The sequence below is a fragment of the Bacillus sp. JJ1609 genome (assembly GCF_036967045.1).
Classification (GTDB): domain Bacteria; phylum Bacillota; class Bacilli; order Bacillales; family Cytobacillaceae; genus Mesobacillus.
Genome location: NZ_JBALSS010000006.1, coordinates 574,931 through 587,390, shown reverse-complemented (window position 1 = coordinate 587,390; position 12,460 = coordinate 574,931). Strand labels below are relative to the sequence as shown.

General features: G+C 44.5%; 10 protein-coding genes. 2 read left to right on the top strand and 8 right to left on the bottom strand.

What is annotated here, in order from left to right:
* Nucleotides 1-140: 140 nt before the first annotated feature.
* The 3 genes from V7654_RS07500 to V7654_RS07490 all read right to left on the bottom strand — a co-directional run bounded on the left by V7654_RS07500 (nucleotide 141) and on the right by V7654_RS07490 (nucleotide 4,505).
* Complete coding sequence (locus V7654_RS07500) at nucleotides 141-2,162, bottom strand: phospholipase D-like domain-containing protein (protein ID WP_335429621.1); 2,022 nt, start codon at nucleotides 2,160-2,162, stop codon at nucleotides 141-143.
* 246 nt (nucleotides 2,163-2,408) lie between these two features.
* Entirely contained in the window at nucleotides 2,409-3,104 is a 696-nt protein-coding gene (locus tag V7654_RS07495; RefSeq protein WP_335429620.1) for a hypothetical protein, read from the bottom strand.
* 204 nt (nucleotides 3,105-3,308) lie between these two features.
* Nucleotides 3,309-4,505, bottom strand: coding sequence for an MFS transporter (locus V7654_RS07490; protein ID WP_335429619.1), 1,197 nt, complete (start codon nucleotides 4,503-4,505; stop codon nucleotides 3,309-3,311).
* Nucleotides 4,506-4,867: 362 nt separating this feature from the next.
* Here V7654_RS07490 and V7654_RS07485 point away from each other — a divergent pair, with 362 nt between their 5' ends.
* Complete coding sequence (locus tag V7654_RS07485; protein WP_335429618.1) at nucleotides 4,868-5,224, top strand: winged helix-turn-helix transcriptional regulator; 357 nt, start codon at nucleotides 4,868-4,870, stop codon at nucleotides 5,222-5,224.
* Nucleotides 5,225-5,272: 48 nt separating this feature from the next.
* On the opposite strand, the gene V7654_RS07480 is transcribed toward V7654_RS07485, so the two are convergent.
* Nucleotides 5,273-6,181: an MBL fold metallo-hydrolase gene (locus V7654_RS07480; RefSeq protein ID WP_438825268.1), complete on the bottom strand. Its 909-nt coding sequence runs from the start codon at nucleotides 6,179-6,181 to the stop codon at nucleotides 5,273-5,275.
* 216 nt (nucleotides 6,182-6,397) lie between these two features.
* Nucleotides 6,398-7,060 (bottom strand): oxidoreductase, encoded by a 663-nt coding sequence (locus tag V7654_RS07475; protein ID WP_335429616.1) that lies wholly within the window; start codon nucleotides 7,058-7,060, stop codon nucleotides 6,398-6,400.
* A 140-nt stretch (nucleotides 7,061-7,200) separates the two neighbouring features.
* Here V7654_RS07475 and V7654_RS07470 point away from each other — a divergent pair, with 140 nt between their 5' ends.
* The gene (locus V7654_RS07470; RefSeq protein WP_335429614.1) at nucleotides 7,201-7,563 is read left to right on the top strand and encodes a VOC family protein; all 363 of its coding nucleotides are present in this window, start codon (nucleotides 7,201-7,203) and stop codon (nucleotides 7,561-7,563) included.
* 75 nt (nucleotides 7,564-7,638) lie between these two features.
* Here the strand turns inward: V7654_RS07470 and V7654_RS07465 are convergent, their stop codons facing one another.
* The 3 genes from V7654_RS07465 to V7654_RS07455 all read right to left on the bottom strand — a co-directional run bounded on the left by V7654_RS07465 (nucleotide 7,639) and on the right by V7654_RS07455 (nucleotide 12,255).
* A complete protein-coding gene (locus tag V7654_RS07465) occupies nucleotides 7,639-9,246 on the bottom strand; it encodes an FMN-binding glutamate synthase family protein (RefSeq protein WP_335429613.1) in 1,608 nt (535 codons plus the stop codon).
* Nucleotides 9,247-9,335: 89 nt separating this feature from the next.
* Nucleotides 9,336-9,965 carry an NAD(P)H-binding protein gene (locus V7654_RS07460; protein WP_335429612.1) on the bottom strand — a complete coding sequence of 210 codons (630 nt, stop codon included), beginning with the start codon at nucleotides 9,963-9,965 and terminating at the stop codon, nucleotides 9,336-9,338.
* 187 nt (nucleotides 9,966-10,152) lie between these two features.
* Nucleotides 10,153-12,255, bottom strand: coding sequence for a catalase (locus V7654_RS07455; protein ID WP_438825261.1), 2,103 nt, complete (start codon nucleotides 12,253-12,255; stop codon nucleotides 10,153-10,155).
* Between the last annotated feature and the right edge of the window lie 205 nt (nucleotides 12,256-12,460).

The following is a 12,460-nucleotide window of genomic DNA, read 5'->3' as shown; positions in this document are numbered from 1 at the left end:
CTGGACAATTCTCGAAGTGCATTTTATACTTTTTTATCAGTTAAAAAAAGCAGAACCCCTAAAAGGAAATAGGGGTATCTGCTTTTTTATAGTTGAAGGACTTTTTCAGTGGCCTCGATGTGACCAGGCACTTCTTTTCATTATTGCAATGTTCCGCCTGCCTGAACGTAGCGGGCGTTGAATTCCTGGACGAATTGGTTGGTGATGGATGCATCATGGATGATGAGCATGTTTTCGTCGTTGACGTTGTTGCCGTTGTTGCTCCAGTTTGTTGATCCTACGATTGTTGTTGGGTCACTGTTTGTATCAACGTCGATCAGCATGGTTTTGCTGTGCAGCTTGCGCACTTCTGCATCGGCGTAAACTGGCGCAGGATTCTTCCAGCGTGTGTTAGGATTGTTAACACTCGTTTGTGAAGCCGTTCTTCCTGACATATCGACACTTGCAGACCACCATTGATTATAGAAATCTGAATCAAACAGACCTTTTACATCGAATCCAGTCAATGTTCCTTCCAGGTCGTTATAAGATCCTTCCCACTTGTTCTTCAATTCATCGGCAATCGCCTGGTCACTCCAGGCGAAAATGGAGAAGTATGTATTGAATTGCGCTTCGTTTCGAATCACATCTGCCATTTTGCCAACTGCGTTATCTCCTGCAGAGAAATAGATTTCAACTTTTCTTCCATTAATATCAATCACATGTGTAGTGTTATCCGTTTTTCGGCTGCTGAAGTTCGATACAGCTGGATCAGGGTTCAGCGCAGTTGCTCCCCACATCTCATTGAATTCCGTTTCATAAATTCCAGCCAGCTGTGGCCAGTTAACTTCCACAATCTGATTTTGATTTCCATCGAGGATGCCCTGCTGCATATTTTCATCAGAACCATATAATCCGGTCACGGTAAAATTCCATGTACCCGTGAAAACCCAGCGGTCATCGATAATCGCGAATTTATTATGCATCTGGTTTCCAGGACCAAAATAGCTTCCCGCTGCTTTTGATTCCCCATTTACGAATAGGCGGCCTGTTTCAGCAGTCGTTCCAACTGTCACCGTAACTTGTGCAATATCATCTGCACTTGCCGGAAGTCCCAGGCTTGTTCTTTTTGCGCTATCTTCTACTGCAAACATTGGTGAATCGGAGAAAACAACGATGTCATCAGCTGTTCCGATTTTCATATCCTGCCCTCGGACCATCTTTTCAAGATGAAGGCGCATCGTCTCAAAACGCTCTGCATAATGCGGGTCCGCAGCATCCTTTGAATCGGCGATGACACGAACGTCTACACCCTGGGCTGCTTTCTGGATCAATGTATCCACCACACGCGGCAGATTGATTTCATATGTAGCAAAATCGATGCTCTTTGTTGCTGAGTTAAGTCGCTTGATTAAAATATCTTCGAAATTAACGTTGTAGTTCGCTTCATTTCCAGCTGAAGCATATTGGGGAAAAGCACATTTGTTAAAATATACATTCATCGCGCCTTCAGATTCGGATACATGGTTAATATGCTGTGTGCGATCATTACAAACATTATTAGTTGGAGGAGGTGTCGTTGTACCGCCGCCAGGATCTTCCACAGAGCCGCTGCCATCCGTTCCGGTTGAGTTGAACGCTTTTGGAGTACCAAGTCCATCAGCATAGCTTGCATTGGCCGTTGCCCAGTTTGTCGAGGACATTCCTGCCACATTCGGGTCGATTCGTTCCATTGTTGCTTTTGCAGTGTTGTCGCCAGCATACCAGGTATCGACTTCGTCAATCACCGCGCCAGTTGGATCGATCAGCTTAAGATCCTCGGCTGTGTTTCCAAGCGACCCACTGTAAATAAGGTCAGCGGGAATATTCGAGACGGATTGGTCATCCGTTTTTTCAAGTAAAAAATAGCCATTAGCCGGAATCGTTCCGCTAAGCGTGATTGCAGGTGCTCCGTCAGCTGCATTTAGCTGCCAGCCATCAAGAACCACATCAGTTCCTGAATTATTGTAAAGCTCAATCCACTCATCGCTGTAGCTTTTGGTTGTACCCATCCAGGCAATTTCACTGATGACCACATTTGTGGTTTCAGCTGCATTCACCGTCGGGGCACTTGTCATGAAAGACGGGTAAAGAGTTGAGAACAATAAGATAAATGCTGGTAAAACAGAACTAAATTTCTTCAACTTTGACTACCTCCTCAAATATAAATCCAAGATAATCATAATGTAAAAAAGTTGTCGAAATATGATGAAAATGTAAATTTTGCGAAAAATGATTCTATTGAATCGGTTTATATTTGGTGGAATTTTCCCAACCGAAACCATTTACCTAGCAAGCTGGCAGACAAGTTCCAGATATGCTCTCCACTAGTTCAATAACGACATAGAAAAAACGATTCCGGCTAACAAGGAATCGTTTCATCTTTACATTTATTTTACTTTTACCAATTCATCTTTTATCACTTTCTGCAGTTCTGGGGTTCCTTTTGTTCCATCACTAAAGAAATTCTTATCAGACCAATACGTCACCCTGAACACAACCCCGTTCTCGAGCTCCACTCCAATAAAAACCCTTTCGCTTTCTGTTGTTTTTTCATGGGCGAACTTCTGTTGATCAAATACCTCTGCTGCCTGCCATTCTTTTAGAAAGCTGTTTTTGGCTTCCTCAGAAAAGGTATGAATGATCGTATCATCCTCTGTACTCCGGAAAATGATATTCTTGACCTTGTCTTGGACGGGATAAAGGTCACTTCCTTTTTCAGCCTCTTTATTTTCATCTACGACAAAAACCCTGCCTCCAGCAGTAACCATTAATGAAGAAGGATAGCCTTTGACCTCATATATCTCCGTTCCTTTTGGTAAAAAAGCAGCATCCCCATTTCTCGTTTTATGACCACTGCAGGCATTGTCTGCCATTTGATAGGAAACTTCCCCGATTTTCTTCCCCTTCACTGGGATAAACCCATCTGGTTCCTCCACAAAATCATGCTGATATTTTATATCATTTATTTTGAGTACATCCATCCACTTGATTGCCGCATCAGGGCATCCATCTGAAAACTGCGTGCACGCGGCCATTGTGAAAATAGCTATGAGCGGTAAAGCTATTCGACTCAGTCTCTGCATTCAAAGACCACCTCCATGATTACTATATTCCATATAAATGGAAGATACCCTCTATGAACTTTAACTTTTTAGTGTTTAAAAGCTAACGGATCATGCATTTATGCTGTTTATTGGTTACCCCAAAAACAAGTTTCCGCCTTGGTGCTGGTCCAAACATCATAAAAAAGATGACTGCCCTACCTTAGGACAGCCATCTCTCCAAAACTATTTTCTCTTTTTTTCAATCGCCATGCTCCACATTGTCAAAAGAACAGCTCCCAATACCATTGACCCGCCAATCCATGGTGTATGAATCAACCCTATCGTATCGACAACGATTCCGCCGACAAATGCACCGATTGCAATGCCGAGATTAAATGCAGCGATATTCAAAGCTGATGCTACATTGACGGCTGCAGGAACATATCGTTCAGCCAATTTTACGACCAGGACCTGCAATCCAGGTACATTCATGAACGCGAACATCCCCAGCAAGAAAATCGTAATGACTCCAACAATTTTGAACGGGGCTGTAAAAGTAAGAACAACAAGGATGATCGCCTGGACGATAAACATCCACAATAATGCTTTTAACGGATTTTTATCCGCTGCTTTCCCACCGATTGAATTTCCGATGGCAACTGCGAGTCCGTATACCAATAAGATGATGCTCACTACTTTTGGAGAGAAGCCGGTGATCTCCTGGAGGATCGGTGTAAGATATGTGAATGCGACAAACGTTCCTCCATATCCAAGCGCTGTAATAGCAAAAGCCAACAATAATGGACCATTACGCAATATTTTTAATTGATCACTAAATTTTGAAGGTGGTGCATCTTTAATATTTTTCGGAATTAAAATGGCACTCGCAATGATTCCAACGACACCTAACAATGCCACACCACCAAAAGTAGCTCTCCAGCCAAAAATCTGGCCAATGAAGGTTCCAAGCGGAACACCTGTTACCGTTGCGACTGTCAATCCAGTGAACATAAAGGCAATCGCACTTGCTCTTTTATTCTCAGGGACAAGGTCTGCCGCGATGGTTGACCCGATTGAAAAGAAGACACCATGTGAAAAAGCTGTTATGATCCTTGCCGCCAGCAGCAGCCCAAAGCTTGTAGATACTGCGGCAATGGAATTACCAATGATAAAAATGACCATTAACGCCATAAGCAGTGTTTTACGGCTCATTTTATTGGTTAATGCTGTTAGTATCGGCGCTCCAAAAGCAACGCCCATCGCATAGCCGGAAATCAATAATCCAGCTAATGTAATTGAGATATTTAAATCATCTGCTATTGTTGAAAGTAATCCTACAGGAACAAATTCGGTTGTCCCGATGCCAAACGCACTGATTGCCAATGCTAAAAGCGACAGCGTTCCGCCCTTACTTTTTGTTTGTTGTATATTTGAACTCATAAAAAGCAATCCTCCTAAAGATAAGTTTTAAATAAATTCCAAGATGACCGGTGAAGGCGCCTTTCACCGTTTGCCAACATGAATGCTATTATGATGCATACCGAGAAAGTTGAGAAGTACGCACTTTTAAGTGCCGCAGATACCTTCAGGTTATATAGGTACTTAAAAGTGCCCTATACAACTTTTTCTATGGTAGTTGTACAATTGGCATTAACACCTGGCATCGTCCCAACAGAATGCTATTATGGATCTTATTTTAATAATTAGGAAGTACGCACTTTAAAGTACGATAGGCACTTAAAAGTAACAAGTACTCTATCACTGAGATTGCTTTAAGTTAAATGGAGGAGGGATTACCGCACATGAAAAAATACAATATTCCAGTCGAAGCTGCGCTCGAAGTAATCGGAGGGAAATGGAAGGTCGTCATCCTTTGCCATTTGATCCATGGAAAAAAGCGCACAAGTGAACTGAAAAAATTAATGCCGGGGATCACGCAAAAAATGCTTACGCAGCAATTACGTGAGCTTGAGGAGGATAATGTCATTCTGCGTGAGGTATACAACCAGGTCCCGCCGAAGGTTGAATACTCCCTGACGGAATATGGCTGGACATTAAAAGAGATTCTCGACTCCCTTTGTGCCTGGGGCGAGCAGCATATCGAAAAGAACTTTCCAAATAAAGAGGATGTGCTGATACAGCCCACGGTAATAAAGTAAAAAAAGCCATGTGATTGCTCACATGGCTCTTTCTATTGCCTTTACAAATCAATCCTCAACCAGGCGCCACCATGCAGATGACGGAAAATCACCTGTACCGACAATGACCGTTTCTCCTATATGAGGTGTAGCGATTTCCACACCCGCTTCTTCAGCAGTCCTGACTGCTCTCTCAACCGGGTCGTGCCAGGCATGCAACGACAGGGTGAAGGCTCCCCAATGGACGGGAATCAGCACTTTTCCTTTTACATCGAGATGGGCCTGGACCGTTTCTTCAGGAAGCATGTGGATGGCTGACCAGCGCTCATCGTATTGGCCGCATTCCATTAATGTCATATCGAAAGGTCCATATTTTTCGCCTATCTCCTTAAAATGAGGACCGTAGCCGCCATCGCCGCTAAAAAAGATTTTTGTATTCTGGCCGATGATGACCCATGAGCACCAAAGCGTTGAGTCTCGATTTGTAAGCCCTCGGCCGGAAAAATGGCGAGCCGGTGCGCAGGCGAACAGAATTCCATCAAACTCAAATTCACTCCACCAATCATGTTCGCTGATGATTTCCGGAGAGATGCCCCAGCGCTCTAAATGACTGCCAACTCCTAGAGGCGTAAAGAACCTTTTTACCTTCCCCTTCAGCTTCATGATTGAGCCATAATCGAGGTGATCATAATGGTCATGAGTCAGGAACACAGCATCAATCATAGGAAGCTCTTCGATTTCAAAAGGCAGCTTTCCGCTATAGCGCTGGGACCTTATTGGAAAAGGGGTTGGTGCCTTCCCGAACATTGGATCAAATAAAATAGACTTGCCATCAATCTCTAGCAAAAATGCTGAATGCCCAAACCAGGTGATTTTTGCATCCGCAGTGGGCTCATGAGTGAAAGTCACCATAGGAATGTGAGTTTTAGGCTTCCTGTCGGGATTGCCTTTTATAAAATCCTTCATCATCGAGACCATTGAGCCGAGGCTTGTATCCCAGGAGGTTGGCACCTGGTTGACAAACTTTCCGCCCTGATATTGCTTCGACTGACTGAAGGCTGCCTTTTTTTCTTTGGAGTGCTTGCCGCCAAATGCAGGATAATAATTAAGCACTGCATAACCAATGATTACGATGACGATTAATAATACAAGTACATTTAACATCCTTCTAACCTCTTCATTCTGGCCGGACAATCAGCCGCCGATTTTTTGGATTTGTTCTGAAGGATAGATTGTTATTCCAGGTTTATTTTCCTGGGCTGCCTTATACATTGCAGAAGCAACCGTCTTTCCCTCAATTGCTCTATATTTCTTAAGCGGTCCTGCAAAAAGGAATGGCACCTTCGTAAAAATAGCTGCAGCTGCTTTTTCTCCCAGCCTGAATTCCTGGCGGTTTCCCAAAAGCAAGGATGGACGGAAGATAGAAGTGGTTTCAAATGGGATTTGTTTAATAGCCTCCTCCAGATTCCCTTTCATTTTCGAATAAAAAATCGGGGAATTGGGATCAGCATTCATTGAGCTCACCAACATGAACTTTCTGGTGCCCAGTGAATTTGCCAGTTTTGCAATTGCTACAGGATAATCTACGTCAATCTTCCACATTGCTTCCTTCGTTTTTGCTTTTTTAATCGTTGTACCGAGGCAGCAGAATACATCATCCACAGCAAAACTTTCTCTGTAATCTTCAAGTTTATCAAAATCGACGATTATTTCATCAAGCTTTGGATTTTTTATCGCAAGCGGCCGTCTCACAAGCGCAACTACTTTATCATATTCTTTTCCTTTTAACAGAAATTGAAGCAATTCATTTCCAACAAGTCCGGTTGCACCGGCAATTAAAGCTGTTTTACCCGCCAAGCAAGTAACCCCCTATAAATAGCGATATTATCTTATTATTTCATAAAATGACTGATAAGAAAATTTTCTGCTCACTTTAAAAGGAGTTTTTTTCCATTTAATAGAATATGTAATACATTCAAATTTTAAGGAGATGAATTATGAGCCAGGTATGTGTCATCAGCATTTATGTCCCTAATATGCAGGAAGCAATTGATTTCTATACGAAGGTTTTAAACTTTGAAGTAAACAAACAGTACGGACCGAAGATTGTCACGCTCGTTAATGGAGACCTTCCTCTTGTATTGGAAGAGTCCGATCAAGTTTCATATAAAAACGACAACCATCCTTCTGGTGTCGTGCTTGCATTAAAAACCGATGATATTGAACAGACACTTCATCAGCTAAAAGCAGCTAATGCCGATTTCCTTGTCGGGGTGCCAACAGACTGCCCGCCGGGAAAATTCATTAGCTTCCGCGACCCATTCGGCAATGTGATTGAGTATCTGCAATTTGCAGAGTGATCCATCTACTATCTGCTCGTTACAAAGTAAACAGACAAAGTGCCTGCCCCATCTAATCGGGAACAGGCATTTTGTTTATCCTTCTTTTTGCAGCTGGGTTCTTCTTGCTGCATGGAGAATGTCTTCAACTGGTGATATTCTCCCTAGTTTATCTTTGTGGACAATATGCTTGCGTTCAAACTGTGTCGGGCTGTCTATTCCTGCTGCTGCAGCCAGATTGTACAGCCCTTCCCTTAACGAGATCATGTAGTTGCAAACGCGGTAATGTTTTTCTTCGACAATCAGGCCGTCCTGAAGCTTTTTATCAGTCGTCGCAACTCCAGCCGGACATTTATTCGTGTGGCACACCTGAGCCATGATGCAGCCGACGCTGATCATCAAGCCTCGCGCAATATTCACGAGGTCAGCACCCATCGCAAGTGCAATTGCAATTTTATCTGGAGTGATCATTTTCCCTGAGGCTATCAGTTTCACTCTATCTCTGACACCATAATGCTTTAGCATTTCATCAACTATAGGAAGGGCTGATTGAATTGGCAGTCCCACCGAATCTGCCAGCTCCTGATAAGTCGCCCCTGTGCCTCCTTCACCGCCATCAACGGTAATGAAATCCGGACCTTTTCCGCTTTCCTTCATATAAGAAATCATATTTTCAAGCGCATCCAAATCACCCACAACGATCTTAATGCCAACAGGCTTTCCTCCTATGTCGCGGAGCTGTTCGATAAAATCAAACATCGATGGGACATCTCCAAATTCGTAGAAACGGTTTGGACTGTTGATTGTCTTCCCGACCTCAACGAGACGGATCTTTGCGATTTCTTCGGTTACCTTTTCACCCTCAACATGGCCACCGCGTGTTTTAGCTCCCTGGGCAAGCTTGATTTCGAATGCTTTTATCTGAGGAAGCTCGCTTTTGCGCTTGAATTCTTCCCAGGAAAATTCACCGCTCGGTTTACGGACTCCGAATAGGTCCGGTCCGATTTGCATGATGATATCCGGATTTCCAGAGAGATGGTGGTCGGACAAACCTCCTTCACCGGTATTCATCCACGTTCCTCCGGCAAGGCCGAGCCCCTTTGAGAGCGCCTGGATGGCTCTTTCGCCAAGTGCACCATAACTCATTGCCGACTGGCCGACCAGCCCTTTTACCCTGAAGGGATGGGTGCATGTTTTTTCCCCGAGCACGACAGCGTCTTCATCATGCAAGAAATATGGATCTACTAATTTTTCCTCATTATGCTCCTTTCTCGTAAAAAGAGATTCACCATCAATCTTATACACTCTCGTCTTTATTTTTTCCGCATTGTCTACCTTCATTTCATCCGTCAACTTAGGAAAGAGCGTGTTACGAATGTAAAAACCCTCGGCATCAAAATCGCGAAGAGAGCCAAAGCCGATCAATCTCTCCTTATATTTCCCTGCTTTGACGACGTCCTGGTATTCCTTCCGCGAAAACGGCTTGCCTTCATTGTCGGCATTAAACAGATACTGTCTCATTTCCGGTCCAATATGCTCGGTAAAATAGCGGACCTTCCCAATCACAGGGAAATTCCGCAGAATAGAATGCTGCTTTTGCCTGTCGTCTTTAATATATAGATAGATAAATAGCAGGATTGGTACTATGATGATCAATGCGATGAAAACAAACAATCCTATTACTAGATAATCAGTCAAGCCCATTAGAATCCTCCTTTCCAATGACTACCCTTTTGTAAGCTTCGCTTTTTTTGCAATTGACTCTGTTACCCTTGCCTGTTGATTTCCCGCTGTTATATTGAAGCAAGTGCTTTTTCAATAGTGGTGTCTCCTTCACCAACCTCAATCGTTTTGTTGAAGGTACTCTCGGAATCTAGGGCTGTAACCAGCACCTCGGCTAGGTCCTCCTTTGAGATTTCAAGATTATCAGATTCGAGCGTGACTGCAGCAGAGATTTTTCCCTCTCCAGGTTTATCATTCAATGCACCTGGCTGCACAACAGTATATGTCAGGGCCGACTGCCTTAGAAACTCATCCGGCATTTCCTTTGCTGCGATTTCACGGCTTTGATCACCAACAGCCTCGTTGGCACTGACGGGGCTCATCATTACAAAGCGTTTCACACCCTGTCTATCCGCTTCCTTCACCGTGTCAATGACTGATTCATGGTCCACCATCACCGTTTTGCCAGTCTGCGCTTTCGGACTGATGCCAGTAAGAAAAATCGCTGCATCGTAACCCTGGAATAAGCTCTGGAGGGAGCTCTTTTCATACACAACCACATCAGTTGCGCCTCGCTTTTTAAACAGCTCGATTTGATTTTCATTTCCAACGACCGCACAGGACGAATGCCCGTGTTCCCTAAGCTTGCTAACCACAAATTCCCCAACAGCACTATGCGCACCAAAAACAATAGCCCTCATAAATAACCCTCCCCTTCACCGCATCACCGCACCGGGGGTCAGACCCCCGCCACTTCAACGCGTTACTTTACTGGGGGTCTGACCCCCAGCGCTTTAAAGTGTTAAATTTTGAAAAAAGAGAAACAGATTTGATCCGTTTCTCTTTTTGTTCTTATTGCACACTTGTTTTGGCTGGTCTGGACTGGGACTACATCTTCCGGCTCCAGTGGCGGTGCTGGATGATGGCGTCGATAAACTTCTGGCTGTCGCCTGTTACTTCTTTACCACTTTCGAACACGACAACACCCGGTGCTCCGCTCTCAAGGATGATTCCCGCTGCTGCAAGCATGCCAGCTGCTTCCTTCCCGGCGCCGACTGCTTTAAAGTGGCTGTAGGCCTCGTCGACGAAGTATACTGCTTCCTTTTTCTGCATCAGGCTGTCAACGCTTGGCTGTCCTCCAGCTACATAAAGGGCATCGTATAGCACTGAACTGCTCGTCAGCAACGTATGATTCACTTCGAGCTCATTGCCGTCGTCGCTCTTGATCATTCCAAGGTTTTTGCTGATGATTTCAGCCGTAATCCCGCTCTTTTTCAGCATTTCCATCAAGCCCGTTACCTCAGCTCCGTTAAAGCCATTGTCAGCTAGAATTGCGACTTTCCTTGTATTCGGCAGCTTAACTGTATTCATCTGGCTCAGTGCTGGGGATGTATGTGTTACTTCCATCGGTTTGCTGTTCGCTGGTTTCTTTGCCCCTACACTGATTGCAACCTGTTCTGCAAGGAATGTGTCGATATTGCCAAGCATGTCGACAACCTGCTGCTGGACATCCTTACTCATCACTTTCCCTACCTCAAAGCTGAAGGCGTCGATGATGTGCTGCTTCTCAACCTCTGACATGCTGTTCCAGAAAAGAATGGCCTGTGAATAATGGTCCTTGAAGCTGTCGCTGCGTTCGCGAACCTTTCTTCCCTCCACTTTTTCCTGATAATGTTCAAATCCACCTTCACTTGCAGGCACAGGCTTTGGAGTGTTCCCCTGCAGCGAGTTCTTATTGTAAGCAACCTGGCCGCGGTCGATCGTCATCCGGTGCATGCCATCACGCTGGTTATTATGAAACGGACAAACTGGCCTGTTAATCGGCAGCTCATGGAAATTCGGCCCGCCAAGGCGGCTCAGCTGTGTATCGGTATATGAGAATAAACGGCCTTGAAGAAGCGGGTCATTTGAAAAATCAATGCCCGGTACGACATGTCCCGGATGGAATGCAACCTGCTCCGTTTCAGCGAAGTAATTCGTTGGATTCTGATCCAGCGTCATTTTCCCAACGATCTTGACAGGGACTAATTCTTCCGGCCAAAGTTTTGTGGGGTCCAAAACATCAAAATCAAATTTGAACTCATCTTCCTCTTCAATCATCTGGACACCTAGCTCATACTCTGGATAATCCCCCTTTTCAATTGCTTCAAAAAGGTCACGGCGGTGGAAATCCGGATCCTTCCCGGCTATTTTTTGCGCTTCATCCCATACCAATGAATGCACACCAAGCACCGGTTTCCAATGGAATTTCACAAAGCGGCCCTTGCCCTGCTCATTCACGAACCTGAATGTATGCACCCCGAAACCTTCCATCATCCGGTAGCTGCGGGGAATTGCTCTGTCTGAAGTGTGCCACATGATCATGTGGGCAGATTCGGTGTTATTCGCAATAAAATCCCAAAATGTATCATGTGCTGACGCGGCCTGCGGGATTTCATTATGTGGCTCTGGTTTGACTGCATGTATTAAGTCTGGAAACTTGATAGCATCCTGAATGAAAAAGACAGGAATATTGTTTCCTACAAGGTCGTAATTGCCTTCTTCTGTGTAAAATTTAGTTGAAAAACCGCGGACATCCCGTACTGTATCACCAGATCCGCGTGAACCAGCTACTGTTGAAAAGCGCACAAATACCGGAGTTTTCACACTAGGATCCTGAAGGAACTTTGCTTTCGTGAATTCAGCCATTGGCTCGTAAACCTGAAAATATCCATGAGCAGCATATCCCCTGGCATGTACGATACGTTCAGGAATTCGCTCATGATCAAAATGGGTCATTTTTTCCCTAAAATGAAAATCCTCCATCAATGTCGGTCCACGGACTCCCGCCTTCAAGGAATGCTCGTCTTCAGATACACGCAAACCCTGATTCGTTGTCAACGCTTCCCCGTCGTGTCCGGATCTATATTGCTCAAGCTGCTGATCTTTTGAAGATACGTTCACAGGGTGTTTCATATCGTCTTTCTTCACTGGTTCATTCCTCCCAATCATGATGTGAGAGCATGTTCTATCAAAAAATATGTATGTAATTGTATCCGGTTGCCATTACTTGTAGACGCCACAATAAACACACTTAAAGCCATGCCCCTCATTGGTCGTATACCACAAGGGTAAGCCCGCTAAACGAAATCCATTGCAGAACAAAAAGCGCAAGCGCCTTGGTCAGCCCCGACAGGCATAAGACGAACCGCGAGGA